Origin of the sequence: Streptomyces collinus Tu 365 (assembly GCF_000444875.1) — a bacterium.
Lineage (GTDB): Bacteria > Actinomycetota > Actinomycetes > Streptomycetales > Streptomycetaceae > Streptomyces > Streptomyces collinus_A.
In genome coordinates, this window is sequence record NC_021985.1 from 5,834,466 (window position 1) to 5,860,802 (window position 26,337).

Consider the following 26,337-nt stretch of genomic DNA (forward strand, 5'->3'; position numbering starts at 1 on the left):
GCCTGCCCGGTCGGGCGCGGTGCGCTTGGGGGCGGCGGCTGGTTCGGTGGGGTGGCCTGCCCGGTCGGGCGCGGTGCGCTTGGGGGCGGCGGCTGGTTCGGTGGGGTGTGCTGGGGGCGTCGGCTGGTCCAGTGGGGTGTGCGCGGGGCGTCGGCCGTTCGGTGAGGCGAGCCCGGTTCGGCGGTCGGCTGAGGTGCCGGGTGTCCCTGTCCGAGCGGAGGGCGGCGCCGAGGGGGCGTTGGTCCATGGGGGTGGCGGGCCGTCGATGAAGGTGCGTCCGGTTCGACGCCCGGCCCGGGGGCGCGCCGCCCCGAACCGGTCAGGGGGCGGCGCCTGGCATGGTCCGGCCGGGCGCCGCCGATCCGGTGGGCGGGTAGCGCGGTCGCGTTGGACGGTGGGCGGGTGGCGGCCGCCGGGCACGTTGCCGGTCGGGCCCGTTGGACGGGGCTGAATGCGAGGCGTCGGGTGCGTTGCCGGTCGGCGTCGGATTCCGCAGGACGGCTGCCGGGTGGCGGCCGCCAGCCGCGCTGCGGGTCCGAGGTCGGCTCCCGCGGGGCTGGTGTCGGGTGCGTTGGTGGTCCGGGGGTGGCTGCCGTGGGGGGAGGCCGGGGGGTGGGGCTCCGGATGGGCGGGCGGGGACGAGCGGGGTCTCGGGTGCCGCGTGTCGCCGAGGGGGGCCGGTGGCCTCCGGGACGGCTGAGCGGGGGCGAGTGGTCGGGTGGGCGACCGAAAGGCGAGACGGGGCTGACCGGCATATGACCGGCGGGTAGGGTCTGATGACGTGCCGAAGCCTCTCAGCCTTCCCTTCGACCCCATCGCCCGCGCCGACGAGCTCTGGAAGCAGCGATGGGGAAACGTGCCCTCCATGGCCGCGATCACCTCCATCATGCGGGCGCAGCAGATCCTGCTGTCCGAGGTCGACGCGGTGGTCAAGCCGTACGGACTGACCTTCGCGCGGTACGAGGCGCTGGTGCTGCTCACCTTCTCCAAGGCCGGCGAGCTGCCCATGTCCAAGATCGGCGAGCGGCTGATGGTGCACCCCACGTCCGTGACGAACACCGTGGACCGGCTGGTCCGCTCCGGCCTGGTGGCCAAGCGTCCCAACCCCAACGACGGCCGCGGCACCCTCGCCGTCATCACCGACAAGGGCCGCGAGGTGGTCGACGCGGCCACCCGGGACCTGATGGCGATGGACTTCGGCCTCGGGGTGTACGACTCCGAGGAGTGCGGGGAGATCTTCGCCATGCTGCGCCCGCTGCGGATCGCGGCACACGACTTCGCGGAGGAGTGACCCGGGACAAGATCTCCCGGAACGGGCGGTTACGCTCGTTGCCATGAAGAAGAGCGTGCTGACCCGCTACCGCGTCATGGCCTACGTCACCGGCGTGCTGCTGGTCCTGCTGACCCTCGGTGTGATCGCCAAGTACGGGCTGCACATCGACGGTGCGGAGAAGTTCACCACGGTCGTCGGTATCGCGCACGGCTGGCTGTACGTCGTCTACCTGGTCTTCGCCTTCGACCTGGGCGCCAAGGCGAAGTGGCCCGTCGGCAAGCAGCTCTGGGTGCTGCTCGCGGGGACGATCCCCACCGCCGCCTTCTTCGTGGAGCGCAAGGTCAGCCGCGAGCTGGAGACCCGGGTCGCGGGCCGGGCCCCGGCCGTCGCCAAGGCGTAGCCGGCCGGCGACACACCGCCACACGGCACCCGTGTGGCGGACCCCCATCGACATTTACTAGGACGTCCAAGTAAATTCGATGGTATGGACGCTCACGCGATCGAGGAAGGCCGCCGGCGCTGGCAGGCCCGCTACGACGCCGCGCGCAAGCGCGACGCAGACTTCAGCACGCTCTCCGGCGATCCCGTGGAGCCGGTGTACGGGCCCCGGCCGGGGGACACGTACGAGGGGTTCGAGCGGATCGGCTGGCCCGGGGAGTACCCCTACACGCGCGGGCTCCACCCGACCGGCTACCGCGGCCGCACCTGGACGATCCGCCAGTTCGCCGGGTTCGGCAACGCCGAGCAGACCAACGAGCGGTACAAGATGATCCTCGCCGCCGGCGGCGGGGGCCTGTCCGTCGCCTTCGACATGCCGACCCTCATGGGCCGCGACTCCGACGACGCCCGTTCGCTGGGCGAGGTCGGGCACTGTGGCGTGGCGATCGACTCGGCCGCCGACATGGAGGTCCTGTTCAAGGACATCCCGCTGGGTGACGTCACCACGTCGATGACGATCAGCGGCCCGGCCGTCCCCGTCTTCTGCATGTACCTGGTCGCCGCCGAACGGCAGGGCGTGGACCCCGCGGTCCTGAACGGCACCCTGCAGACCGACATCTTCAAGGAGTACATCGCCCAGAAGGAGTGGCTGTTCCAGCCGGAGCCGCACCTCCGCCTCATCGGCGACCTCATGGAGTACTGCGCGGCCGGCATCCCCGCCTACAAGCCGCTCTCCGTCTCCGGCTACCACATCCGCGAGGCCGGCTCGACGGCCGCGCAGGAGCTGGCGTACACCCTCGCCGACGGCTTCGGCTACGTGGAGCTGGGCCTCTCGCGCGGCCTCGACGTGGACGTCTTCGCCCCGGGCCTCTCCTTCTTCTTCGACGCGCACGTCGACTTCTTCGAGGAGATCGCGAAGTTCCGGGCGGCCCGGCGCATCTGGGCCCGCTGGATGCGCGACGTGTACGGCGCCCGGAGCGACAAGGCGCAGTGGCTGCGCTTCCACACCCAGACCGCCGGTGTCTCGCTGACCGCGCAGCAGCCGTACAACAACGTGGTGCGCACCGCGGTCGAGGCGCTCGCCGCCGTCCTGGGCGGGACCAACTCGCTGCACACCAACGCCCTGGACGAGACGCTGGCGCTGCCCAGCGAGCAGGCCGCGGAGATCGCGCTGCGCACGCAGCAGGTGCTGATGGAGGAGACCGGTGTCGCCAACGTGGCCGATCCGCTGGGCGGTTCCTGGTACATCGAGCAGCTGACGGACCGGATCGAGGCGGACGCCGAGAAGATCTTCGAGCAGATCAAGGAGCGGGGCCTGAGGGCCCACCCGGACGGGAACCACCCGATCGGCCCGATCACCTCCGGCATCCTGCGCGGGATCGAGGACGGCTGGTTCACCGGAGAGATCGCGGAGTCCGCGTTCCGCTACCAGCAGGCCCTGGAGAAGGGCGAGAAGCGGGTCGTCGGCGTCAACGTGCACACCGGCTCCGTCACCGGCGACCTGGAGATCCTGCGGGTCAGCCACGAGGTGGAGCGGGAGCAGGTGCGGGTCCTCGCCGCGCGCAAGGACGCGCGCGACGAGACGGCCGTGCGCACCGCGCTGGACGCGATGCTGGCCGCCGCCCGCTCCGGCGCCAACATGATCGAGCCGATGCTGGACGCCGTGCGCGCCGAGGCGACGCTCGGCGAGATCTGCGGGGTGCTGCGCGACGAGTGGGGGGTCTACACCGAGCCTCCGGGCTTCTAGACACCGAGCGCGTGCCGCGGGCGCACCGGGGGCTCCGGCCCCCGGTGCGCCCCTTGCTACACCCGCCCGGCCGCTTTGTCGGGTCCGCCCGCCCCGTCTGGCTCTCCGGGCCGGGCGGTCAGGCCCAGCAGCAGCACCCGGGTGAAGCCGTGCACCCACTCCTGGTCGGCCGGCTTGCCGCTCACCAGGGTGCGGTGCACCACCGCGCCCGCGACCATGTCGAAGATCAGGTCCACCGTGCGGGCGGACTCCGCCGGGTCCGGCTCCGGGGGGAGTTCGCCGCGGCGCTGGGCCCGGGCCCGCCCCTCCAGCACCAGCCGCAGCTGGCGGTCGACGATCGAGGCGCGGATGCGCTCGCGCAGGGCGTCGTCCCGGGTGGCCTCCGCGACCACCGCCATCAGGCCACTTCTGGCCTCCGGACGGGCCAGGATCGCCGCGAACTGCAGCACCACGCCCTCGATGTCGGCGGCCAGGCTGCCGCTATCGGGCAGTTCCAGCTCGTCGAAGAGCTCGGCGACCGCGTCCACCACCAGTTCGTGCTTGCCCGCCCAGCGCCGGTAGAGGGTCGTCTTGGCGACCCCGGCCCGGGTGGCCACGTCCCCCAACGTCAGCCGTGACCAGCCCAGTTCGACCAGCGCCTCCCGGGTGGCGGCCAGGATCGCGGTGTCCGCGGCGGCGTTGCGCGGGCGTCCGGTCCGGCCGGCGGGGGTGCGGTTCTGCATGCCCTGACCATAAACCGACGGTTCCTGTGCGGTCGTGAGGGAGATCACCGGGGTGTGGTGTCGCGCCGGCCCCTCCAGCCATTACGCTACGACTCGTAGCGAAAGCTCGTGACGGACGTACACGGGCGACGACCACGGGCGTGGGGTGGGGACCCGGCGCCGACCACATCGCTTTTTTTCGTTCACGCGCGAGTACGGGGGAGGATAGACGCATGCAGCCACGGAACATGTCCATGAGCGGCGTCGTCGACCTCGCCGCGGTGAAGGCGGCCCAGGAGGCGAAGGCCAAGGCCGAGCAGACGCGCGCCGAGACCGCCCGGCAGGGCGGGGCGGGGGCCGTCTCACCGGCCGACCTCGTCATCGACGTCGACGAAGCCGGTTTCGAGCGCGATGTCCTGCAGCGCTCCGCCGAAGTACCCGTCGTCATCGACTTCTGGGCCGAGTGGTGTCAGCCCTGCAAGCAGCTGAGCCCGGTCCTGGAGCGGCTGGCCGTCGAGTACGACGGCCGCTTCCTCCTCGCCAAGATCGACGTCGACGCCAACCAGATGCTGATGCAGCAGTTCGGCATCCAGGGGATCCCGGCCGTCTTCGCCGTCGTGGCGGGCCAGGCCCTGCCGCTCTTCCAGGGCGCCACCGGCGAGGAGCAGATCCGGCAGACCCTCGACCAGCTCGTACAGGTCGCCGAGCAGCGCTTCGGGCTGACCGGCCTGACCGTCGACCCGGACGCCGAGCCGGGCGCCGCGCCCGCGCACGAGGTGCCGGCCGGCCCGTACGACGCCCTGCTGGAGGCCGCCGTGCAGGCCCTGGACGCGGGTGACCTCGCCGGCGCCGTCCAGGCCTACAAGAACGTACTGAACGACGACCCGGGCAACACGGAGGCCAAACTCGGTCTCGCGCAGGCCGAGTTGCTCCAGCGGGTGCAGGACATGGACCCGCAGCGGGTGCGCAAGGACGCCGCCGAGAAGCCGGGTGACGCGGACGCCCAGATCGCCGCCGCCGACCTGGATCTGGTGGGCGGTCACGTCGAGGACGCCTTCGCGCGGCTCATCGACACCGTGCGCCGCACGGCGGGTGACGACCGGGACGCGGTGCGGCGCCGGCTGCTGGAGCTGTTCGAGGTCGTGGGCCCCGAGGACCCGCGGGTCGTGGGGGCGCGCCGGGCGCTGGCGCGGGCGCTGTTCTGACCAGTCACTAAACGCCACGGCATGTGATGCCGGGGTGAAACATTTGCCGACGAGGCGTCAGGGTGGCCGCGCTTTACCAAAACTTGGTAATCGCGGCCACTGTTACTCGTAGTAAACCAGAGCCGTTGATCTGTCTGGATTCATCCAAGGATCAACGGTTTTCGTCTGCCCTCCAGGGCCACCGAGGGTGGCTTTCCGAGACCGGCGGGTCGTTGTTCGGTTATCCGGCCGTTACTAGCGAGTAACGAACCCCCTTGTGTCGGGGCCGAGAATGCACCACGATCGGCGACGCTCGGTCCATTCCCGTACCCCGGCATCCGGTCGGGTCGCGGGAGACTCTGGGTCCCCACCGGGCAGAGCCGGCGGCAGTGGCGCCGGTTCTTGGACAGGGGGGTCTTCGCCACCGGCGAAGCCTGTCCAGAAGGTTGTGCGTGATGTGTGTCAGGCGCGACCAGTGGTTGTCGCTCGGGGGTGATCGCCGGTGAGGCGGGCGCGTGTTCGCGCCTTGGCCGCGGGCGCTCTCCTTCCCGAGGACGTAGCACTTCTCCCATCCCTGCCTGGCTGAGCCGCCGACTGGGGCGATCCGGGCCAGGAGATGTACGTCCGAGAAGGAGGAAATATGGAGTCCCAGGTGCGTGGCGGGACCAGATGGAAGCGGTTCGCTGTGGTCATGGTGCCCAGCGTCGCCGCTACGGCCGCGATAGGTGTCGCCCTGGCGCAGGGTGCTCTCGCCGCTTCGTTCAGCGTGTCCGGCCAGGAGTTCAAGGTCACGGCCGACACCCTCCACGGTGAGGGTTTCGCGCAGTACGGCGCGGTCGACGCCGGTTACACGCTCGACGGGAAGAAGACGGCCCACGCCGTCGCCGTCTCGTCGTTCAACGACGCCACCATCACGAACATGTGCCAGTCCGTGGTCACCCCGGACGTGCCGTTCCTCGGCAACATCACCCTCCGTCTGGAGGCCGGTGGCGCCGGGCACGACAAGGTCCAGGCCCACAACCTGTACATCGACGTCGACGACCTGAACGCCGACGCGGTGTTCAACAACATCGACATCGGTGTGGCGGCCAAGGACGCCAGCAAGGGTCCGGGCATGAAGGGGAACGGCGAGCAGGCCAACCCCTTTGGCTTCGCCCAGCAGGCCGACTCGGCCGACCTGAGCAACGTGAGGCAGACGGCGTGGGCGACCACCGCCGGCACCTTCAAGCTCAGCGGTCTCCACATGTCGCTGCACAAGGGCGACGGCAAGGGAATCGAGTGCTACTGAGCACTCGGTGACGGGCGGGGGACCTACGGTGCCCCCGCCCGTTCCACCTTTCGGCCGCGTCTTCACGCGCGGCACACATCACCACCACAGCAACGCCGCACCAGGGAGCTGTTTCATGAGCGCCGAGACCCCTGCCGTCGAATCCGGCCGGTTCGACCACCGGAGGACGCAGTTCCGCGCCTGGCGGGGCACCCGTCCGTTCTGGGCCGGGCTCTACGTCCTGCTCAGCGGTCTTCCCATCATGTACTTCCCGTACTTCCACCTCCAGCTCGGTCATCTGACGCTGGCGATGGCCACCACGGCGGGGGCCGGCTCCCTGATCATCGGTGTGCTGCTCGTCGTACTGGGCGTCAGCCTCTGGTTCCAGAAGCACGTGCGGACGTTCGCGGGTGTCGCCGCGATCCTGCTGGCGCTGGTGTCCCTCCCCGTGTCCAACTTCGGCGGCTTCATCATCGGCTTCCTGCTGGCCCTCGTCGGCGGAGCGATGGCCATCTCCTGGGCGCCGGGCCCCGCGACGCAGCCCGAGCCGCCCGCCGGGGCCGCTCCGGGCGAGGGCGCCGCCCCCGCGACGGTGCCGCTCACGAAGGCCGCCGAGGGTACGGGCGAGTCGTACGACCTGTCAGGAACGAGCCCGGCCAACGAGGCGAACGGGAGGCACAGTGCCGGCTGACGAGGTGATCCACGGGACCGATGTGGACGGGTCCCGTGCGAGATCCGGGCCCCGCCACGCGGCACCCAAGAAGCCGCTGTTCACCAGGTTCCACATGCCGGCCGGCAAGGCGATAGCCACCGTCGCGATGCCGACGGCCGTCCTCATGGGCATGGGCTTCACGTCCAGCCTGGCGCTCGCCGACAACGGCGGCACGTCCACGTCGACGTCCAACAGCCAGAAGGCGGCGGACTACAAGGACTGCGTCAAGGCGCTGGACGGCTCCAAGGACGCCTCGGCCTCGCCGACGCCCTCGCCCTCCGCGAGCGAGAGCACCGACAAGGCGACGCCGACCCCCACGGCGACCGACGGGGCCAAGGACACGCAGGACTCGGGCAAGAAGACGTCGCCGGATTCAGGTTCCGACGACAAGGCCACGCCCGAGCCGACGGCCACGTCCGGTTCCTCAGGCTCGGGTTCCGGCTCCGGGTCCGGGTCCGGGTCCGGTTCGGGCTCCGGGTCCGGTTCGGGCTCCGGCGGGGACACGGCCACGCCGGCCCCGTCCGCGTCCCAGAGCAGCGGTGGCGGCCTGCTGGACACCGTGGGCGACACCATCGGTGAGATCCTCACCGGCGGCAAGGGCTCCGGCTCGTCCGCGAGCCCCACTCCGTCGGCGTCCGCGACCCCCTCGGCGTCCGCGTCCTCCGGGCCCACGGACACGACCGGGTCCGCCGGCAAGGGCGGCGCCACCGACACCGTCAAGGACACCCCGTCCAAGGCCGCCGAGACGGTCAAGGACACGGTGAAGGACGCGACCGGCAAGGTCTCCAAGACGGCCGGGGACGCCACCAAGGCGGCGGAGGACACCGCCAAGGCGGCCGAGTCGGCGACGCCGAGCCCGTCCGCGAGCGCCACGACGTCCCCGGCCGACTGCCCGGCGGCCACCGACGACGAGAGCGGCGTCGACAACAAGGTGCCGGTGGCGGACGACCCCTGGTACCTCAACGCCAGCTCGCTGCTGCTGAAGGGCGCCGACTACAAGGGCGTCGTCGAGGTGAAGACGGCCAACGGCACCAAGAAGAAGGTGCTCAAGTACGTCATCTCCGGCGGGACCGACATCGGTGACCTGCACCAGACGGTGAACGACAAGCAGGCGAACAAGACGTACCACGTGCAGGCGTCCAAGGGCTCGACGTCCACCATCACCGGTGGCGACACCGTGATGTACACCGAGAGCATCTCCGGCAACCTGTTCGGCCTGATCCCGGTGACGTTCAGCCCGGACAGCCCGCCGCCGCTGAACATCCCGCTGATCTACTTCACCAACGCCAAGGTCGTCCAGGCGGCCCAGTTCGGCGGCAACCTGCACGTTCCCGGCATGCACGTCTACACCACCGGCTGACCGGTCTCTCAGGCCCGTTCGGGAGCCGCACAGCACTGAGGGCGCCCCCCTTCGCGGGGGCGCCCTCAGTGTCGTCCAAGGCCCGTGCGGCGGGCGTCAGGCGCCCTGGCCGCCCACGTGGTGGACCCGGACCATGTTGGTCGTGCCGGGGACACCGGGGGGCGAGCCGGCGGTGATGATCACCGTGTCGCCGGGGTTGAAGCGGCCCAGGTTGGCCAGCTCCTGGTCCACCATGTCGACCATCTCGTCGGTGCTGTTGACGAACGGCACGACGTGCGGCTCCACGCCCCAGCTCAGGGTGAGCTGGTTGCGGGTGCCCTCGTCGGTGGTGAAGGCGAGGATCGGCTGGGCCGCCCGGTAGCGGGACAGCCGGCGGGCGGTGTCACCGGACTGGGTGAAGGCGATCAGGCCGCGGCCGCCGAGGAAGTCGGCGATCTCGCAGGCCGCGCGGGCCACCGAACCGCCCTGCGTGCGCGGCTTCTTGCCGGGCACCAGGGGCTGCAGGCCCTTGGAGAGCAGTTCCTGCTCGGCCGCGGTGACGATCTTCGACATCGTCTTGACCGTCTCGACCGGGTAGGCGCCGACCGAGGACTCGGCGGACAGCATGACCGCGTCCGCGCCGTCCAGGATCGCGTTGGCCACGTCGGAGGCCTCGGCGCGGGTCGGACGGGAGTTGGTGATCATCGACTCCATCATCTGGGTCGCCACGATCACCGGCTTGGCGTTGCGCCGGCACAGCTCGATCAGGCGCTTCTGCACCATGGGGACCTTCTCGAGCGGGTACTCGACGGCGAGGTCACCGCGGGCGACCATCACGGCGTCGAACGCCGCGACGACGTCCTCCATGTTCTCCACCGCCTGCGGCTTCTCCACCTTGGCGATGACCGGGACCCGGCGACCCTCCTCGTCCATCACGCGGTGGACGTCGGCGACGTCCTTGGCGTCCCGGACGAAGGACAGCGCGACCATGTCGCAGCCCATGCGGAGGGCGAAGCGCAGGTCCTCGACGTCCTTGTCGGACAGCGCGGGCACGTTGACGGCCGCGCCGGGCAGGTTGATCCCCTTGTGGTCGGAGACGACACCGCCCTCGATCACGATCGTCTTCACCCGCGGGCCCTCGACGTCCACGACCTTGAGCTCGACGTTGCCGTCGTTGATCAGGATCTGGTCGCCGCGCGAGACGTCGCCCGGCAGCCCCTTGTACGTCGTACCGCAGATGTGCTTGTCGCCCGGTACGTCCTCGGTCGTGATGACGAACTCGTCACCGCGCTCCAGCTCGACGGGACCTTCGGCGAAGGTCTCCAGGCGGATCTTCGGGCCCTGGAGGTCGGCGAGGACACCGATGGCCCGACCGGTCTCCTTGGCGGCGGCCCGGACGCGGTCGTACCGCGCCTGGTGCTCGGCGTGGGAGCCGTGGCTGAAGTTGAAACGGGCCACGTTCATGCCCGCCTCGATCATGGCGACGAGCTTTTCGTGGGAGTCGACCGCGGGGCCGAGAGTACAGACGATTTTCGAACGGCGCATGGGGCGATCCTATCGGTTTGTTTCGCTGCGGAATATTCCGTCTGGCGGAAGATACAAATGGGCGGACATGCGCTCAGCCGTGTTACCGCTGTGTATTGCCGGCCGTCTTTCCGACCAGCGCGTAGGTCTGCGTGGCGATCTCCAGTTCCTCGTCGGTCGGCACCACGGCGACCGCGACCCGCGCGCCCTCCGGCGAGATCAGCCGCGGCGCGTCCCCGCGCACCGCGTTCCGCTCGCCGTCGACCGCGAGGCCCAGGCCGTCCAGGCCGCTCAGGGCCGCCTCGCGCACCGCCGCCGCGTTCTCCCCGACCCCGGCCGTGAACGCCACGGCGTCCACCCGCCCGAGCACCGCGTAATAGGCGCCGATGTACTTCCTGAGGCGGTGAATGTAAATGTCGAAGGCCAGCGCGGCCTCTTCGTCGCCCTCGTCGATCCGGCGGCGGATCTCCCGCATGTCATTGTCCCCGCACAGACCGAACAGGCCGCTCCTCTTGTTCAGAAGAGTGTCGATCTCATCCATGGACATTTTGCCAACACGCGCCAAATGGAAGATGACCGCCGGGTCCAGATCACCGGAGCGCGTCCCCATCACCAGCCCCTCCAGCGGCGTCAGCCCCATGGAGGTGTCCACGCAGCGGCCCTTCTGGACCGCGGACGCCGAGGCGCCGTTGCCCAGGTGCAGCACGATCACGTTGACCTCGGACGGGTCCTTGCCCAGCAGCCGCGCCGTCTCCCGCGACACGTACGCGTGCGAGGTGCCGTGGAAGCCGTAGCGGCGGATGCGGTGCCGGTCGGCGATCCTCGGGTCGATCGCGTAGCGCGCCGCCGCCTCCGGCATGGTCGTGTGGAACGCCGTGTCGAACACGGCCACCTGCGGCAGGTCGGGGCGGAGCGCCCGCGCGGTGCGGATGCCGGTGAGGTTGGCCGGGTTGTGCAGCGGCGCGACCGGGATCAGCCGCTCGATCTCGGTGAGCACCGCCTCGTCGATCACGGTCGGCTCGGTGAAGAACAGGCCGCCGTGCACCACGCGGTGCCCGATCGCGGCCAGTTCCGGCGAGTCCAGGCCGACACCGTCCCGGGCCAGCTCCTCGGCGACGGCCTTGAGGGCGGCCTCGTGGTCGGCGATCGGCCCGTCCTGCTCGCGGGTCCCGCCGCCGTCGGCGCCGGTGTGCCGGAACCGGGAGGTCTGCTCGCCGATGCGCTCGACCAGGCCCGTCGCCAGGCGGCTGCCGTCCCGCATGTCCAGCAGCTGGTACTTCACCGACGAGGAACCGGAGTTGAGGACGAGGACACGGGTGGGGTCGGTCACAGCTCGGACACCTTCTCGCTGAGGTTCTGGGCCTGGATCGCCGTGATGGCGACGGTGGTGACGATGTCCTGGACGAGCGCGCCCCGGGACAGGTCGTTGACGGGCTTGCGCAGACCCTGCAGCACCGGTCCGACGGCGATCGCGCCGGCCGAGCGCTGCACGGCCTTGTAGGTGTTGTTGCCGGTGTTCAGGTCGGGGAAGACCAGCACGCTGGCCTGCCCGGCGACCTCGGACCCGGGCAGCTTGGTGGCGGCCACGGACGGCTCCACGGCCGCGTCGTACTGGATCGGCCCCTCGGTCTTCAGGTCGGGCCGCCGCGCGCGCACCAGCTCGGTCGCCGCGCGCACCTTCTCGACGTCGGCGCCGGAGCCGGACGTGCCGGTGGAGTACGACAGCATCGCGATCCGCGGCTCCACGCCGAACTGGGCCGCCGTGGCCGCCGACTGGACCGCGATGTCCGCGAGCTGCTCGGCGTCCGGGTCCGGGTTGACCGCGCAGTCGCCGTAGACCAGCACCTTGTCGGCCAGGCACATGAAGAACACCGACGAGACGATCGACGAGTCCGGCCGGGTCCTGATGATCTCGAAGGCGGGCCGGATAGTGGCCGCCGTGGAGTGCACCGAGCCGGACACCATGCCGTCCGCCAGCCCCTCCTGGACCATCAGCGTGCCGAAGTAGTTGACGTCCGAGACGACGTCGTGGGCCAGCTCGACCGTGACGCCCTTGTGGGCGCGCAGCTGGGCGTACTTCTCCGCGAAGGCGTCGCGCAGTTCGGAGGTGGCCGGGTCGATGAGCTGGGTGTCGCCGAGGTCGATGCCGAGGTCGGCGGCCTGCTTGCGGATGCGGTCCTGCGGGCCGAGCAGCGTCAGGTCGCACACCCCGCGGCGCAGCAGCACCTCGGCCGCGTGCAGCACCCGTTCCTCGGTGCCCTCCGGCAGCACCACCCGCCGCCGGTCGGAGCGCGCCTGCTCCAGCAGCTTGTGCTCGAACATCATCGGCGTGATCCGGTCGCCGGTCGGCGCGGACACCCGGCGGGCCAGGTCCGCGGTGTCGGTGTACCCCTCGAACAGGCCGAGCGCGGTCTCCGCCTTGCGCGGGGTGGCCGCGGTCATCTTGCCCTCCATGGAGAACAGGTGCTCCGCCGTGGGGAAGCTGTTGCCGGCCACCGAGAGCACCGGGGTGCCCGGGGCCAGCCGGGCGGCCAGCGTGAGGATCTCCTCGCTCGGCACCTCGTTCAGGGTCAGCAGCACACCGGCGATCGGCGGGGTGCCCGCGCTGTGCGCCGCGAGCGAGCCGACGACCAGGTCCGCGCGGTCGCCCGGGGTCACCACCAGGCAGCCCGGGGTCAGCGCGGGCAGAAAGCTGGGCAGCATCGCCCCGCCGAACACGAAGCCCAGCGCGTCGCGGGCGAGCCCGGAGTCGTCGCCGAGCAGCACGCGGGCGCCGAGGGCCTGGGAGATCTGCGCGACCGTCGGGGCGGACAGCGCGGGCTCGTCGGGCAGCACGTAGGTCGGCACCGGCAGCCGGTCGGTGAGCCGCCGGGCGAGCTCGTCGCGGTCCTCGCGGTCCACCCGGTTGGCGACCATGGCGAGCACGTCGCAGCCGAGCCCGTCGTAGGCCCGGTAGGCGTTGCGCACCTCGGCGAGCACCGATCCGGCGGTCTGAGCGCGGCCGCCCACCACCGGGATCACCGAGGCGCCGAACTCGTTGGCGAGCCGGGCGTTCAGGGACAGCTCGTCCGGCAGCTGGGTGGCGGCGAAGTCGGTGCCGAGGACGAGGACGACGTCGTAGTCCCGGGCCACCAGGTGGAAGCGGTCCACCAGCGTGGAGACCAGCTCGTCCGTTCCCTGTTCGGCCTGGAGCGCGGACGCCTCGTGGTAGTCCATGCCGTAGACCGTGGCGGGGTCCTGGGAGAGGCGGTAACGGGACCGCAGCAGCTCGAACATCCGGTCGGGCCGGTCGTGCACCAGGGGTCGGAACACCCCCACCCGGTCGACCTGCCGGGTCAGGAGTTCCATGACTCCCAGCTCGACGACCTGGCGGCCGTCACCGCGGTCGATCCCGGTCACGTACACGCTGCGCGTCACGTGTGCACTCCGATCCTCTGTCTCGTCCGGCGCGTCTGGTTCGTTCGGGGGCACAAAAATCGCCCACCAAGGTGAGCAGACCCCTCTTGACATTACCCCCGCTGCCGGTTAAGGCGCCCGTCAGGAATCCGTCGCCCTCACGGACGTGAAACAATCGACAGCGGCTCACCAGCACCGACAGCGAGCAGGAGACACAGCACGATGCGCATCGGAGTTCTCACCGCAGGCGGCGACTGCCCCGGCCTGAACGCCGTGATCCGGTCGGTCGTGCACCGGGCGGTGGCGCAGTACGGCGACGAGGTCATCGGCTTCGAGGACGGCTACCGGGGTCTGCTGGACCGGCACTACCGCTCCCTCGACCTGGACGCGGTCAGCGGCATCCTGGCCCGCGGCGGCACCATCCTCGGCTCCTCCCGCCTGGAGCGCGACCGGCTGCGCGAAGCCTGCGAGCGGGCCACCGACATGGTCGAGGAGTTCGGCATCGACGCGCTGATCCCGATCGGCGGCGAGGGCACCCTGACGGCGGCCCGCATGCTCTCCGACGCGGGTCTGCCGGTCGTCGGCGTCCCCAAGACCATCGACAACGACATCTCCTCCACCGACCGCACCTTCGGCTTCGACACCGCCGTCGGCGTCGCCACCGAGGCCATGGACCGCCTGAAGACCACGGCCGAGTCCCACCAGCGGGTGATGGTCGTCGAGGTCATGGGCCGGCACGCCGGCTGGATCGCCCTGGAGTCCGGCATGGCCGCCGGCGCCCACGGCATCTGCCTGCCCGAGCGCCCCTTCGACCCCGCCGACCTCGTCAAGATGGTCGAGGAGCGCTTCTCGCGCGGCAAGAAGTTCGCCGTCGTCTGCGTCGCCGAGGGCGCCCACCCCATCGACGGCACCATGGACTACGGCAAGGGCGAGATCGACCAGTACGGCCACGAGCGCTTCCAGGGCATCGGCACGGCGCTGGCGTACGAGCTGGAGCGGCGCCTGGGCAAGGAGGCCAAGCCGGTCATCCTCGGCCACATCCAGCGCGGCGGTGTCCCGACCGCGTACGACCGCGTCCTCGCCACCCGCTTCGGCTGGCACGCCGTCGAGGCCGCGCACCGGGGCGACTTCGGCCGGATGACCGCGCTGCGCGGCACCGACGTCGTGATGGTCCCGCTCGCCGAGGCGGTCACCGAGCTGAAGACGGTGCCCAGGAACCGGATGGACGAGGCCGAGTCGGTCTTCTAGCCGGCGGACGCCCACCGGGCCTCATGGGCCCTGGGTGTCCCGGTCCTCGACCGCGGTCCAGAAGTTCTCCACGATCCGGTCGAGGAAGTCACGGCCGGACGCGCTGGCGCCGCTGCTGCCGCCACCCCAGCTGAGGGTGGCGGCCATGTGCCCCTGGTAGTCCTGGTGCAGCGCCTGCAGCACCGCCTCCAGCACCTCCCGGTCCACGGGGGCGACCTTCAGCACCGGCCGCACGTACGCCTGCCAGCGGGTGGTCACCGCGCTGCGCAGCAGCTCGGCCAGGCGTGCCTCGCGGCCGGTCACCGCCACGAAGTCGGGCAGGTCCAGCCGGAGCACCCGGGCGAGCGCGGCCGACTGGCGCTCGGTGCCCCGCCACTCGTCGCTCTCCTCCGTGCGCAGGTATCCGCGCAGGTCCATGCCCACGGCACGGGCCACGTCCTCGGGTGCGACGCCCCGGGCGATCCGGTGCTCGCGCAGCGTCCGGGGCCGGCCGAGGAGTTCGCCCGGGGAACACCACAACACGCCGGCGAGCGCGGTGAGTTCGGGGTTGCCGGGGGCGGCGACGCCGCGTTCCCAGGCGACGACGAGATCCGGTGTGACGTACGGCAGCCCGTACGAGGTCCGCATGCCGTGGGCGACGTGCTCGGGGCCCATGCCGAGCGCGGCGCGCAGCCTGCGGGCGGCGGGGGCGTTGAACGGGGGTGGGGCGGAGGGTTGGCGCACCCGGCACAAGGTAGGGGCGCCGGCACGCCGTGGCTACGGTCCGTTCGGACAGGATCACCGGTTGTAGGAACGTACGGTTCCGGCCGTTCGGTACGTACCGGCCGTTCGGTGCGTACCGGCCGTCCCCTCGCCGAGTGGCGCCGGTCAGGTCAATGCGCCGGCGGCGGATCGGGCGGGCCGGGCCGCCTCGGGGCCGACGGCACCCTCACCGGCCCTGAGGCACCCACCGGTACACCAGCTCGGGCCGTCCCACCTGGCCGTACAGCGGGCTCCGGGCCGCCCGGGCCGCGTCCACCAGGTGCTCCAGGTAGCGCCGGGCGGTGATGCGGGAGATGCCCACCGCCTCGGCCACGCCCGCCGCGGTGAGGCCGTCGGGGGCCTCGCGGAGCGTGGTGGTGACCCGCTCCAGCGTGGGGCCGCTCAGGCCCTTGGGCAGGGCGGCGGGGGAGGGGGCCCGGAGCACCGCCAGGGCCCGGTCCACCTCGTCCTGACCGCTCGCCTCGCCCACCGCGGCCTGGAACTCGGCGTACCGCACCAGACGGTCCCGCAGGGTCGCGAAGGTGAACGGCTTCAGCACGTACTGGACGACACCCAGCGAGACGCCCTCGCGCACCACCGCCAGGTCGCGCGCCGACGTCACCGCTATCACGTCCGCGTGGTGCCCCGCCGCCCGCAGCGACCGCGCCAGCTGCAGCCCGTGCACGTCCGGCAGGTGGAGGTCGAGCAGCAGCAGGTCCACCGGTGTGCGGTCGAGGATCCGGCGCGCCTCCGCGCCGCTGTGCGCCTTGCCGACCGCGACGAACCCGGGCACCCGTCCGACGTACATCACGTGCGCGTCGGCGGCCACCGGGTCGTCCTCGACCACCAGGACCCTGATCGCCTGCCGTTCGCCGCTCATCCGCCGTTCACCGCTGCCGCGGGCAGCGGCAACCGCACCTCGAACACCGCTCCGCCCTCTCCGTCCGCCGCGGACTCCGCCACCGTCAGGGTCCCGTCGAGCCGGGTGACCGCCTGCCGGACCAGGGCCAGGCCCAGGCCCCGCCCGCCCGGTCCGGCCGGCTTCGTCGAGAACCCCCGCTGGAATACCAGGTCGGCGTGGGCGGGGTCGACCCCGGGTCCGGTGTCCGAGACGCGCAGCACCAGCTCGGAGCCCGAGGCGTACGCCGTCACCGTCACCCGCGCGCCCACGCTGCCCTGCGCCGCGTCCACCGCGTTGTCGATCAGGTTGCCGAGGACCGTCACCAGGTCGCGGGCGGAGAGCTCGGCCGGCAGCAGGCCGTCGTCGAGCCGGCTGTCCGGGGACACCACCAGCTCCACGCCCCGCTCGTTGGCCTGTGCCGTCTTGCCCAGCAGCAGGGCGGCCAGCACCGGCTCGCTCACCGCCGCCACCACCTGGTCGGTGAGCGCCTGCGCCAGCTCCAGCTCCGCCGTGGCGAACTCCACCGCCTCGTCCGCGCGGCCCAGTTCGATCAGCGAGACCACCGTGTGCAGCCGGTTGGCCGCCTCGTGCGCCTGCGAGCGCAGGGCCTGCGTGAAGCCGCGCTCCGAGTCCAGCTCGCCCATCAGCGACTGGAGTTCGGTCACGTCGCGCAGGGTGACGACCGTGCCCCTGCGCTCGCCGCCGGACACCGGTGAGGTGTTCACCGCCAGCACGCGCGACGCCGTCAGGTGCACCTCGTCGACCCGGGGCTCGGAGGACAGCAGCGCGCCGGTCAGCGGGGCCGGCAGGCCGAGTTCGGCCACCGACCTGCCGATCACGTCCACCTCGTCGCCCACCCCGAGCAGCACCCGGCCGCCGTCGTTGATCAGCGCCACCCGGAACTGCCCGTCCAGCATCAGCAGCCCCTCGCGCACCGCGTGCAGGGCCGCCTGGTGGTAGTCGTGCATCCGGCTCAGCTCGGCGGCGTTCATGCCGTGGGTGTGGCGGCGCAGCCGGGCGTTGATCACGTAGGTGCCGACCGCGCCCAGCAGCAGCGCCCCGCCGGCCACCCCCAGCAGCGCGGTGACCTGGCCCCGGACCCGGGCGCTGATCGCCTCGACCCTGATGCCGGCGCTGACCATGCCGATGACCCGCCCGTTCTCCTCCACCGGGGTCACCGCGCGGACGGACGCGCCGAGGGTGCCGGTGTACGTCTCGGTGAAGGTGCGGCCGTGCCGGGCCGGGTCGATCCGGCCGATGAAGTGCCTGCCGATCTGCCGCTCGTCGGGGTGGGTCCAGCGGATGCCGACGGGGTTCATGATCGTCACGAAGTCGACGTCGGTGTCCCGCATGACCCGCATCGCGTACGGCTGGAGCTCCCGGCTCGGGTCGGGGGTGTGGATCGCCGCGCCGACCGTGGGGGAGTCCGCGACCGAGCGGGCCACGGCCGTCGCGTGCAGGGCCGCCGCGTCCACGGCCTGCCGTTCGTCGCTGACGTAGGTGAACAGCGCGTACCCGGCCACGACCACCGCTATGAGCACCGCCTGCATGGCGAAGAGCTGGCCCGCCAGGCTGCGGGGGCGGGGGAGGGGCGGAAAGCGCATGTCACGAGTGTGCCTCGCCGTTCGTACGTGAACTAAATGAACGGAAGGGTGACCGCCCTCACAGGCCGGGAGATAGTCAGGCATCCCCATCCGCCCGGACGTGAGCCGCACGCCGGTGATGCCGACGAAGACGTCAAGGAGGGCAGCCGTGGCCGCCAGCACCCCCGAAACGGCACCTGCCGCACCCCGCGTGAAGCGGGACCGGACCCATTACCTGTACATAGCCGTCATCGTGGCGGTCGCGCTCGGCATCGCCGTGGGGCTCATCTGGCCCGATGCCGCGGTCGAGCTGAAGCCGCTGGGCACCGGCTTCGTGAACCTGATCAAGATGATGATCTCGCCGATCATCTTCTGCACGATCGTGCTCGGCATCGGGTCCGTGCGGAAGGCCGCGAAGGTCGGTGCCGTCGGCGGCATCGCGCTCGGCTACTTCCTCGTGATGTCGCTCGTGGCGCTCGCCATCGGGCTGGTCGTCGGCAACGTGCTGCACCCGGGCGACGGGCTGCACCTGACGAACGCGCTCAAGCAGACCGGGCACGCCCAGGTCTCCAGCGACGCGCTGCCGCCGGTGGACTTCGTGCTGTCGATCATCCCGGTCACGTTCGTCTCCGCCTTCACCGAGGGCCAGGTCCTCCAGACGCTGCTGGTGGCGCTGCTCGCCGGCTTCGCGCTCCAGGCCATGGGCTCGGCCGGGCAGCCGGTGCTGCGCGGCATCGAGCACATCCAGCGGCTCGTCTTCCGCATCCTCGCCATGGTCATGTGGGCCGCGCCGATCGGTGCCTTCGGTGCCATCGCCGCGGTGGTCGGCTCGGCCGGTCTCGACGCCCTGAAGAGCCTCGCCGTGCTGATGCTCGGCTTCTACGTCACCTGCTTCCTGTTCGTCTTCATCGTGCTCGGCGCGCTGCTGCGGGTCGTCGCCGGACTGAACGTCTTCTCCCTGTTCAAGTACCTGGCCCGGGAGTTCCTGCTGATCCTGTCGACCTCCTCCTCGGAGTCCGCGCTGCCGCGGCTGATCGCGAAGATGGAGCACCTCGGGGTCAGCAAGCCGGTCGTCGGCATCACCGTGCCGACCGGCTACTCGTTCAACCTCGACGGCACGATGATCTACATGACCATGGCCTCGCTGTACATCGCGGACGCCCTGGGCACGCCGATGTCCGTCGGCGAGCAGATCCCGCTGCTCCTCTTCCTGCTGCTGGCCTCCAAGGGCGCGGCGGGCGTCAGCGGCGCGGGGCTCGCCACGCTGGCGGGCGGCCTGCAGTCGCACAAGCCCGCGCTGGTGGACGGCGTCGGCCTCATCGTCGGCATCGACCGCTTCATGAGCGAGGCCCGCGCGCTGACCAACTTCGCCGGCAACGCGGTCGCCACCGTGCTCATCGGCACCTGGACCAAGGAGATCGACACGGTCCGGGTCCGGCAGGTGCTCGCCGGGGAGCTGCCGTTCGATGAGACGACGCTGCTGGACGAGAACCACGGCACCGTCACCGCGCTGCCCGAGCCCCGCGAGGACGGCGAGAAGGAGCTGGCCAAGGCGTAGCGCTCCGCTCGGGGCCCGGCCGCGCGAGGCGCCCGGCCCCCAGGAAACTCCGGACGTCCGGCTCCGCCTGAACCCGGGCCGGGCGTCCGGTGACCGCCACCGGACGACCGGGCCCACCCTCCGTCGCCCCGCCGCCCGGCCCCGGCTTCCCGGGGCCGGGCGGCGGGTTTTCACCGCAGGGGCGCTACGACTCCCCGTCCAGCTCCGCGACCAGCCGCGTGGCCGTCGCCGCCGGTACGCCCGCCGAGGTCAGTACCGTGACCGTGGCCGAGCGGCCCGCCTCCTCCGCGGTGACCAGGCCGTCGTTCACCGCCTCCATGACCGCGAACAGCAGCTGCTCGTGGACGTAGGCGAGGGCCGGTGCCGGCAGCGGGGAGGTGAAGACGCCTTCGTCCAGGCCGCGCCGGAGGACCTGGATCTTGTTCTCGCGCAGCGGCGCGAGGCGGTCGCGGATGCCCTGCACGGTGACCGTGCGCTGCGCCAGGGCGACCAGCAGCCGGTAGCGGTCGGCGATCGCCCAGATCGCCAGCACCGACCGGGCCACCGCCTCCGCGGGGTCCGCCACCCCGGCCCGTGACCCCGCGTCCGCCTCCGTCAGCGCCTCCACCGCTCCGTCGACGAGCGTGCTGATCAGCGTCTCGCGGCTGGGGAAATGGCCGTACACGGTCCGTCGTACGACCCCCGCGGCGCGGGCGATCTGGTCCATGGAGGCGTCGGGATCGCGCAGCAGCTCGGCGAGGGCGACGTCGAGGATGCGGCGCCGGTTGGCGTCGGCGCGGCTGGTGTTACCCGTGGTCATGACCGCCATTCTGCCCTCCCCGCCCCGACTTGCACAGCGCTGTGCAACGACGTACATTGCACATGTCTGTGCAATTGCACGACGCTGTGCAATTCTGTCGCGTACCGAGGAAGGCGATCCCTGCCATGCGACTCGTCATGAAGGAACCGGTCGAGAGCACGGGGCGGCCCTACGCCCGGCGCTGGTGGGCGCTGCTCGTGCTCTGCCTGAGCCTGCTGATCATCGTGATGGCCAACACCGCCCTCACCGTCGCCGCCCCGGACATGACCCGCGACCTCGGGCTGTCCAGCGCCGACCTGCAGTGGGTCATCGACGGCTACACCGTCCCCTACGCGGCGCTGATGCTGCTGCTCGGCGCGATCGGCGACAAGTACAGCCGGCGCGGGGCGCTCGTGCTCGGCCTCGTCGTCTTCGGCGGCGGCGCCGTCCTCGGGTACCTGGCCGGCAGCGCGGCCACCGTCATCGCGGCCCGCGCCGTGATGGGCGTCGGCGCCGCGCTGATCATGCCCGCCACGCTCTCGCTGCTCGCGGCGACCTTCCCGCGCGCCGAGCGCGCCAAGGCGATCACCCTGTGGACCGCCACCGCCGGCCTCGCCATCGCCGCGGGACCGGTGGTCGCGGGCGCCCTGCTGCGCGACCACGGCTGGTCCTCGACCTTCCTGATCAACGTGCCGATCGCCGCCCTCGCGATCGTCGGCGCCCTCGTCCTCGTGCCGCCCTCCAAGGCCGGGCACCACGACCGCATCGACTACGTCGGCGGCCTGCTCTCCGTGCTCTGGACCGGCTCGCTCGTCTACATGATCATCCAGGGGCCGCACTTCGGCTGGGGCGCCCAGGCCGTCACCGCGGCGGTCGTCGCGGCCGCGGGCCTGGTCGCCTTCGTCCTGTGGGAGCTGCGCCACCCCCGCCCGATCCTCGACGTCCGCCGCTTCACCGACCGCCGCTTCGCCGGCTCCAACCTCGCCGTCGCCCTGTTCTTCCTCGCCGTCTTCGGCGCCTTCTACTACCTCACCCAGCACCTGCAGTTCGTGCTCGGCTACGACGCCCTGGAGACCGGCGTCCGCATGCTGCCGCTGGCCGGCGCGGTCTTCGTGGGCTCGGCCCTCACCGGCTGGCTCACCCCGCGCGTCGGCATGAGGTGGACGGTCGGCGCGGGCATGGTCGGCGGCACGACGGCACTGGCGCTGCTGACCCGGGTGGACGCGGGCTCGGGCTACGGCGACTTCGTGGCGCCCCTCGTCATCCTGGGCCTCGCCATCGGTCTCGCCCTCTCGCCCTGCACCGACGCCATCATGGGCGCCTTCCCGGAGTCCGAGCTGGGCGTCGGCGGCGCGGTCAACGACACCTCGCTGGAGCTGGGCGGCTCGCTCGGCATCGCCATCCTCGGCTCGCTGCTCGGCACCTCCTACGGCGACCGCCTCACCGACACCACCGCCGGCAGCGGACTCCCGGCGAGCGCCCTGGCCACCGCCCGGGACTCGGTCGGCGCCGGCTACGCGGTCGCCCAGGGCATCGGGGACAAGGCGCACCGGGCGGCGGCCCGCGCCGCGGCCGCGAAGGACCCGCAGCAGGCCGCGCAGCTCAAGCAGCAGGCCGCCGAACTCGCCTCCGGCGCCCGGCAGATGGCCGACGCGGTGGGCTCCTCCTTCGCCCACGCGGTCGCCCACACCAGCCTGGTCGGCGCGGTGATCCTGGGCGTCGGCACCGTCCTGGTCGCCGTGCTGCTCCCGCGCCGTGAGAGCGCCGCCCCACAGGTGCGGGAAGAGGAGAAGGAGACGGTGGACAGCGCGGCCGGGTGACCGCCCCGCGCCCCCGTCGGATAACGTGCCGCTCCGGATCGACCGGAACGGCACGTCGGCGTACGACGTCCGTACGCGTAGGGAGGCACGGGGGATGAAGATCGACTGGGACCGGCGGACGTGTGCGCGCAAGGGGCACGTGACCTATGCGCCGGACGACCCGCGGCTGCGGGTACGGCTGCACGCCCGGACCGCGCTCGGCGACGTGTGGCGCTGCCTGCGCTGCGGCGACTTCGTGCTCGGCGAGCCGCACGGCTCGGGACCGGCCGACGAGGCGCCGCTGGTGCCGCGCGGCAAGGTGCTGCGGGACCTGTTCATCCTGCGCTTCCTGGCGGTCGAGCGGGCCGTGCGCGGGGTGTTCATCGTGCTGGTCGCCTTCGCGGTGTGGAGGTTCAGCAACAGCCAGGACGCGGTGCGCCGGCTGTTCCAGGAGAACCTGAACGTCTTCCGCCCGGTGTTCCGGCACTTCCACTACGACCTCGACCACTCACCGGTCGTCGGCTCCATCCAGAAGGCGTTCGGCTACCGGCACTCCACGCTGCTGCTGGTCGCCGCCCTGCTGCTGGCCTACGCGCTCATCGAGCTGGTCGAGGCGGTCGGCCTCTGGTACGCCAAGCGCTGGGCCGAGTACCTGACGGTGGTCGCCACCGCCGCCTTCCTGCCGCTGGAGATCTACGAACTCACCGAGAAGGTCAGCTACCTGAAGATCGCCACCCTCGTCCTCAACATCCTGGCGGTCCTCTACATCGCCCTGGCCAAGCGGCTGTTCGGGCTCCGGGGCGGGCGCAGGGCCTTCGACGAGGAGCGGCACAGCGCGTCCCTGCTGGAGGTGGAGGAGTCGGCCGGAGTCGAGGCCGGCCACCCCGAAGGAGCCGGCGCCGGCTGACCCGCGGAGCCGCCGGACAGCCGCCGGCCCGGGGGGCTTGCCTTGACGCCGACGTCAACGCCTACCGTCGGGGACATGCGAATCGGCGAGCTGGCCGCACGGGCCGGGACCACCACCCGCACCCTGCGCTACTACGAGGCGCGGGGGCTGCTGCCCGCCCGGCGCGACGACAAGGGACACCGCACCTACGACGAGGGCCACCTCAGACTGCTGCGCCAGATCCGGACGCTGCAGGACTTCGGCTTCGGCCTGGAGGAGACCCGCCCGTTCGTGGAATGCCTGCGGGCCGGGCACCCCGAGGGCGACTCCTGCCCGGCCTCGCTCCTGGTCTACCGGCGCAAGCTGGACGAGCTGGACGCGCTCATCGGGCAGCTCACGCGGGTGCGGCGGACGGTCGCGGGGGAGCTGGAGCGGGCCGAGCGGGCACGGGACGCGCTGGCCGCCGAGTCGCTGGTTCCGGGCGGTCCGGAACCCGGGTGCGAACTGGGAGGGCTGACGCGATGAGCTTGGTGAGCGGACTGGCCGAGGTGACGGACGCGGACTTCGGGACGGAGGTGATCGGGGCCGGTCTGCCGGTGCTGGTGCAGTTCACGGCCGACTGGTGCGGGCCGTGCAGGCAGCTCGCGCCGGTGCTGAGGGACATCGCGGCCGAGAAGGCCGACCGGCTGAAGGTCGTCCAGCTCGACGTGGACCGGAACCCGGAGACGACCGTCGCCTACGGCGTGCTGTCCACCCCGACCCTCATGGTCTTCCACGACGGCGAGCCGGTGCGGTCCATGGTCGGGGCGCGGCCCAAGCGACGGCTGCTGGAGGAGCTGGACGACCTGCTGTAAAGCGGGCCCCGAACGCGGAAAATCCCCTGAGCAATTGCGCTCGGGGGATTTCTGTGCGTATATTCAGGGGTTCGCGACTTCAATTCGGAATAGGTCGCGGAGAAGTTCAGTGACCACATTCTATCCGGGCGGGAGCGGAATTGTCAAACAGCGATTTTCCAGACGATGAATTGCGTCACGAGCAGGAATTCATCGACGGACTGTACGCACGGGTGGACGTGCTGCGCGGCGAGACCGAGACCTCGGTCGCGGACGCGCTGGCCCAGGGCGACAAGCCCATGCAGGCCCGGCTGGAGCGGGACATCCTGGTCGCCGAGCGCTCCGGGCTGCTCGCCGCGCTGAACGCCGTGGACGGCTCGCTCTGCTTCGGCCGGATCGACCTCGCCGACGGCGCGGTCCACCACATCGGCCGGATCGGGCTGCGCGAGGACGACGCCCGGCGCACCCCGGTCCTCATCGACTGGCGCGCGGACGTCGCCCGCCCCTTCTACCTGGCCACCGGCCACACCCCGATGGGCCTGCGCCGCCGCCGGCACATCGCCACCGAGGACCGCACGGTCACCGCCCTGCACGACGAGATCCTCGACCTCGGCGACGCCACCCGCACCGGCCACGAGGACCCCACCGGGGACGCCGTGCTGCTGGCCGCGCTCGACTCCGCGCGCACCGGCCGGATGAGCGACATCGTGCGGACCATCCAGGCCGAGCAGGACGAGATCATCCGGGCACCGCACCGCGGGGTGCTGGTCGTCGAGGGCGGCCCCGGCACCGGCAAGACCGCGGTCGCCCTGCACCGCGCGGCCTACCTGCTCTACGAGCACCGGGAACTGCTGGCCCGCCGCGCCGTGCTCATCGTCGGCCCCAACCCGGCCTTCCTCGGCTACATCGGCGAGGTGCTGCCCTCCCTGGGCGAGACCGGGGTGCTGCTCGCCACGGTCGGGGAGCTGTTCCCCGGGGTGCGGGCCACGGCGGCCGACAGCCGGGAGGCGGCCGCGGTCAAGGGCCGCGCCGACATGGCGGACGTCCTCGCCGAAGTCGTGCGCGACTGGCAGTCGCTGCCCGATCCGGTGATCGCGATCGAACACGACCGCGACATACTGATGCTCGACGACGGCCTGGTCAGGGTCGCCCGCGAACGCGCCCGCGCCGCCCGGCTGCCGCACAACGAGGCCAGGGAGCACTTCGAGGGCCACATCCTCAACACCCTCACCGACATGGTCGCCGAGCGCATCGGCACCGACCCGTACGACGGGACGAACCTGCTCGACCCGAGCGACATCACCCAGATCCGCGACGAGCTCGCCGAGAACCCCGAGGTCTGGGCCGCCGTCGACCAGCTCTGGCCGCGCCTGACCCCGCAGCGCCTGGTCGCGGACTTCCTCGCCGACCCGGTGGGCTACCTCCCCGACGAGGACGCGGCCGCCATCCGCCGCCCGGTCACCCGGGAGTGGACCGTATCGGACGTGCCGCTGCTCGACGAGGCGGCCGAACTGCTCGGGGTGGACGAGCGGGTGGCGCGGGCCCGGGCGGAGCGCGAACGCGAGACGCAGGTGGCCTACGCGCAGGGCGTGCTCGACGTCTCCTACGCCTCGCGCACCTACGAGTTCGAGGACAAGGAGGACGGCGACCCGGACGGTTCGGAGGTCCTGTCCGCCCACGACATCATCGACGCCGAGCGGTTCGCCGAGCGGCAGGAGGAGGCCGACCACCGCAGCGCCGCCGAGCGGGCCGCGGCCGACCGCACCTGGGCGTTCGGGCACATCATCGTCGACGAGGCGCAGGAGCTGTCGCCGATGGCCTGGCGGCTGCTGATGCGGCGCAGCCCGACCCGCTCGCTGACCCTGGTCGGCGACCCGGCGCAGACGGCCGAGGCCGCGGGCGTCGGCTCCTGGGCGAAGATCCTGGAGCCGTACGTCGGGGACCGCTGGGAGCACACCCGGCTCGGCGTCAACTACCGCACCCCGGCCGAGATCATGGAGCTGGCGGCGGCCGTCGTACGCGCCCGGCACCCCGGCTTCGAACCGCCCAGCTCGGTCCGCTCGACCGGGGTACGGCCCTGGGTCCGCGCCACCGACGACCTGCCCCGCGCCGTCGCCGAGGCGGTCGCGGAGCTGACCCCCGCCGAGGGCCGGCTCGCGGTCATCGCCCCGCGCCACCTGCACCGCAGGCTGGCCGCGCGGCTCGACGGCGTCACGGCCGGCGCCGAGCCGGACCTCACGCGCACGGTCGTGCTGCTCGACCCGCGCCAGGCCAAGGGGCTGGAGTTCGACTCGGTCCTGGTGGTGGAGCCGGCCCGGTACGGCACGAGCGACCTGTACGTGGCGCTGACCCGGGCCACCCAGCGGCTGGGTGTGCTGCACACGGGCACGCTGCCGGCGGGCCTGGCTCCGGCCGGGTGACGGCGAGCG

At 71.9% G+C, this 26,337-nt stretch carries 22 protein-coding genes; 14 read left to right on the forward strand and 8 right to left on the reverse strand.

Features of this window, described 5'->3' with window-relative positions:
• Nucleotides 1-781: 781 nt before the first annotated feature.
• The 3 genes from B446_RS25475 (at nucleotide 782) to B446_RS25485 (ending at nucleotide 3,458) form a co-directional block, all read left to right on the forward strand.
• Complete coding sequence (locus B446_RS25475) at nucleotides 782-1,291, forward strand: MarR family winged helix-turn-helix transcriptional regulator (protein ID WP_020942309.1); 510 nt, start codon at nucleotides 782-784, stop codon at nucleotides 1,289-1,291.
• 43 nt (nucleotides 1,292-1,334) lie between these two features.
• Nucleotides 1,335-1,673: a DUF3817 domain-containing protein gene (locus tag B446_RS25480; RefSeq protein ID WP_020942310.1), complete on the forward strand. Its 339-nt coding sequence runs from the start codon at nucleotides 1,335-1,337 to the stop codon at nucleotides 1,671-1,673.
• A gap of 84 nt (nucleotides 1,674-1,757) precedes the next feature.
• A complete protein-coding gene (locus B446_RS25485; protein ID WP_020942311.1) occupies nucleotides 1,758-3,458 on the forward strand; it encodes an acyl-CoA mutase large subunit family protein in 1,701 nt (566 codons plus the stop codon).
• A gap of 56 nt (nucleotides 3,459-3,514) precedes the next feature.
• On the opposite strand, the gene B446_RS25490 is transcribed toward B446_RS25485, so the two are convergent.
• Nucleotides 3,515-4,180, reverse strand: a complete 666-nt coding sequence (locus tag B446_RS25490; RefSeq protein ID WP_020942312.1) for a TetR/AcrR family transcriptional regulator — start codon at nucleotides 4,178-4,180, stop codon at nucleotides 3,515-3,517.
• A gap of 212 nt (nucleotides 4,181-4,392) precedes the next feature.
• On the opposite strand from B446_RS25490, the gene B446_RS25495 reads away from it, so the two are divergent.
• From B446_RS25495 to B446_RS25510, 4 genes are all read left to right on the forward strand, one after another.
• Nucleotides 4,393-5,364: a tetratricopeptide repeat protein gene (locus B446_RS25495; RefSeq protein WP_020942313.1), complete on the forward strand. Its 972-nt coding sequence runs from the start codon at nucleotides 4,393-4,395 to the stop codon at nucleotides 5,362-5,364.
• A gap of 619 nt (nucleotides 5,365-5,983) precedes the next feature.
• The gene (locus B446_RS25500; protein ID WP_043476447.1) at nucleotides 5,984-6,631 is read left to right on the forward strand and encodes a DUF6230 family protein; all 648 of its coding nucleotides are present in this window, start codon (nucleotides 5,984-5,986) and stop codon (nucleotides 6,629-6,631) included.
• A 115-nt stretch (nucleotides 6,632-6,746) separates the two neighbouring features.
• Entirely contained in the window at nucleotides 6,747-7,301 is a 555-nt protein-coding gene (locus B446_RS25505; RefSeq protein WP_020942315.1) for a DUF6114 domain-containing protein, read from the forward strand.
• A complete protein-coding gene (locus B446_RS25510; RefSeq protein WP_020942316.1) occupies nucleotides 7,291-8,682 on the forward strand; it encodes a hypothetical protein in 1,392 nt (463 codons plus the stop codon). Before B446_RS25505 ends, B446_RS25510 begins: the two co-directional genes overlap by 11 nt.
• 96 nt (nucleotides 8,683-8,778) lie before the next feature.
• Here the strand turns inward: B446_RS25510 and pyk are convergent, their stop codons facing one another.
• The 3 genes from pyk to pta all read right to left on the reverse strand — a co-directional run bounded on the left by pyk (nucleotide 8,779) and on the right by pta (nucleotide 13,602).
• The gene (gene pyk / locus B446_RS25515; RefSeq protein ID WP_020942317.1) at nucleotides 8,779-10,206 is read right to left on the reverse strand and encodes a pyruvate kinase; all 1,428 of its coding nucleotides are present in this window, start codon (nucleotides 10,204-10,206) and stop codon (nucleotides 8,779-8,781) included.
• An 82-nt stretch (nucleotides 10,207-10,288) separates the two neighbouring features.
• Nucleotides 10,289-11,515 (reverse strand): acetate kinase, encoded by a 1,227-nt coding sequence (locus B446_RS25520; protein ID WP_020942318.1) that lies wholly within the window; start codon nucleotides 11,513-11,515, stop codon nucleotides 10,289-10,291.
• A complete protein-coding gene (gene pta / locus B446_RS25525) occupies nucleotides 11,512-13,602 on the reverse strand; it encodes a phosphate acetyltransferase (protein ID WP_020942319.1) in 2,091 nt (696 codons plus the stop codon). Before pta ends, B446_RS25520 begins: the two co-directional genes overlap by 4 nt.
• A 201-nt stretch (nucleotides 13,603-13,803) precedes the next feature.
• Between pta and B446_RS25530 the strand changes: the two genes are divergently transcribed.
• A complete protein-coding gene (locus tag B446_RS25530) occupies nucleotides 13,804-14,829 on the forward strand; it encodes an ATP-dependent 6-phosphofructokinase (protein WP_020942320.1) in 1,026 nt (341 codons plus the stop codon).
• A gap of 21 nt (nucleotides 14,830-14,850) precedes the next feature.
• Here B446_RS25530 and B446_RS25535 read toward each other — a convergent pair whose 3' ends face one another.
• The 3 genes from B446_RS25535 to B446_RS25545 form a co-directional block, all read right to left on the reverse strand.
• Nucleotides 14,851-15,561: a helix-turn-helix domain-containing protein gene (locus B446_RS25535; protein ID WP_043476450.1), complete on the reverse strand. Its 711-nt coding sequence runs from the start codon at nucleotides 15,559-15,561 to the stop codon at nucleotides 14,851-14,853.
• 196 nt (nucleotides 15,562-15,757) lie between these two features.
• Nucleotides 15,758-16,450: a response regulator gene (locus B446_RS25540; RefSeq protein ID WP_020942322.1), complete on the reverse strand. Its 693-nt coding sequence runs from the start codon at nucleotides 16,448-16,450 to the stop codon at nucleotides 15,758-15,760.
• Entirely contained in the window at nucleotides 16,447-18,075 is a 1,629-nt protein-coding gene (locus B446_RS25545; RefSeq protein ID WP_020942323.1) for a sensor histidine kinase, read from the reverse strand. The genes B446_RS25540 and B446_RS25545 overlap by 4 nt, the downstream gene beginning before the upstream one ends.
• A gap of 118 nt (nucleotides 18,076-18,193) precedes the next feature.
• Between B446_RS25545 and B446_RS25550 the strand changes: the two genes are divergently transcribed.
• A complete protein-coding gene (locus tag B446_RS25550) occupies nucleotides 18,194-19,612 on the forward strand; it encodes a cation:dicarboxylate symporter family transporter (protein ID WP_052352370.1) in 1,419 nt (472 codons plus the stop codon).
• Between the two features lie 184 nt (nucleotides 19,613-19,796).
• Here B446_RS25550 and B446_RS25555 read toward each other — a convergent pair whose 3' ends face one another.
• Nucleotides 19,797-20,420 carry a TetR/AcrR family transcriptional regulator gene (locus B446_RS25555; RefSeq protein WP_020942325.1) on the reverse strand — a complete coding sequence of 208 codons (624 nt, stop codon included), beginning with the start codon at nucleotides 20,418-20,420 and terminating at the stop codon, nucleotides 19,797-19,799.
• Between the two features lie 116 nt (nucleotides 20,421-20,536).
• Here B446_RS25555 and B446_RS25560 point away from each other — a divergent pair, with 116 nt between their 5' ends.
• The 5 genes from B446_RS25560 to B446_RS25580 all read left to right on the forward strand — a co-directional run bounded on the left by B446_RS25560 (nucleotide 20,537) and on the right by B446_RS25580 (nucleotide 26,328).
• Complete coding sequence (locus B446_RS25560) at nucleotides 20,537-22,210, forward strand: MFS transporter (RefSeq protein WP_020942326.1); 1,674 nt, start codon at nucleotides 20,537-20,539, stop codon at nucleotides 22,208-22,210.
• Between the two features lie 94 nt (nucleotides 22,211-22,304).
• Nucleotides 22,305-23,096 carry a DUF2127 domain-containing protein gene (locus B446_RS25565; protein ID WP_020942327.1) on the forward strand — a complete coding sequence of 264 codons (792 nt, stop codon included), beginning with the start codon at nucleotides 22,305-22,307 and terminating at the stop codon, nucleotides 23,094-23,096.
• A gap of 75 nt (nucleotides 23,097-23,171) precedes the next feature.
• Nucleotides 23,172-23,600, forward strand: coding sequence for a MerR family transcriptional regulator (locus tag B446_RS25570; RefSeq protein ID WP_020942328.1), 429 nt, complete (start codon nucleotides 23,172-23,174; stop codon nucleotides 23,598-23,600).
• Nucleotides 23,597-23,929: a thioredoxin gene (trxA, locus tag B446_RS25575; protein WP_043476452.1), complete on the forward strand. Its 333-nt coding sequence runs from the start codon at nucleotides 23,597-23,599 to the stop codon at nucleotides 23,927-23,929. Before B446_RS25570 ends, trxA begins: the two co-directional genes overlap by 4 nt.
• A 170-nt stretch (nucleotides 23,930-24,099) precedes the next feature.
• Entirely contained in the window at nucleotides 24,100-26,328 is a 2,229-nt protein-coding gene (locus B446_RS25580; protein WP_020942330.1) for a HelD family protein, read from the forward strand.
• Nucleotides 26,329-26,337: the final 9 nt, after the last annotated feature.

Excerpts from the sequence above, each read along its gene's own strand:
- B446_RS25480 (WP_020942310.1), top strand. The coding sequence starts at position 1,335 with ATGAAGAAGAGCGTGCTGACCCGCTACCGCGTCATGGCCTACGTCACC.
- B446_RS25485 (WP_020942311.1), top strand. The coding sequence starts at position 1,758 with ATGGACGCTCACGCGATCGAGGAAGGCCGCCGGCGCTGGCAGGCCCGC.
- B446_RS25490 (WP_020942312.1), bottom strand. The coding sequence starts at position 4,180 with ATGCAGAACCGCACCCCCGCCGGCCGGACCGGACGCCCGCGCAACGCC.
- B446_RS25495 (WP_020942313.1), top strand. The coding sequence starts at position 4,393 with ATGCAGCCACGGAACATGTCCATGAGCGGCGTCGTCGACCTCGCCGCG.
- B446_RS25500 (WP_043476447.1), top strand. The coding sequence starts at position 5,984 with ATGGAGTCCCAGGTGCGTGGCGGGACCAGATGGAAGCGGTTCGCTGTG.
- B446_RS25505 (WP_020942315.1), top strand. The coding sequence starts at position 6,747 with ATGAGCGCCGAGACCCCTGCCGTCGAATCCGGCCGGTTCGACCACCGG.
- pyk (WP_020942317.1), bottom strand. The coding sequence starts at position 10,206 with ATGCGCCGTTCGAAAATCGTCTGTACTCTCGGCCCCGCGGTCGACTCC.
- B446_RS25530 (WP_020942320.1), top strand. The coding sequence starts at position 13,804 with ATGCGCATCGGAGTTCTCACCGCAGGCGGCGACTGCCCCGGCCTGAAC.
- B446_RS25540 (WP_020942322.1), bottom strand. The coding sequence starts at position 16,450 with ATGAGCGGCGAACGGCAGGCGATCAGGGTCCTGGTGGTCGAGGACGAC.
- B446_RS25545 (WP_020942323.1), bottom strand. The coding sequence starts at position 18,075 with ATGCGCTTTCCGCCCCTCCCCCGCCCCCGCAGCCTGGCGGGCCAGCTC.
- B446_RS25550 (WP_052352370.1), top strand. The coding sequence starts at position 18,194 with ATGCCGACGAAGACGTCAAGGAGGGCAGCCGTGGCCGCCAGCACCCCC.
- B446_RS25555 (WP_020942325.1), bottom strand. The coding sequence starts at position 20,420 with ATGGCGGTCATGACCACGGGTAACACCAGCCGCGCCGACGCCAACCGG.
- B446_RS25560 (WP_020942326.1), top strand. The coding sequence starts at position 20,537 with ATGCGACTCGTCATGAAGGAACCGGTCGAGAGCACGGGGCGGCCCTAC.
- B446_RS25565 (WP_020942327.1), top strand. The coding sequence starts at position 22,305 with ATGAAGATCGACTGGGACCGGCGGACGTGTGCGCGCAAGGGGCACGTG.
- B446_RS25570 (WP_020942328.1), top strand. The coding sequence starts at position 23,172 with ATGCGAATCGGCGAGCTGGCCGCACGGGCCGGGACCACCACCCGCACC.
- trxA (WP_043476452.1), top strand. The coding sequence starts at position 23,597 with ATGAGCTTGGTGAGCGGACTGGCCGAGGTGACGGACGCGGACTTCGGG.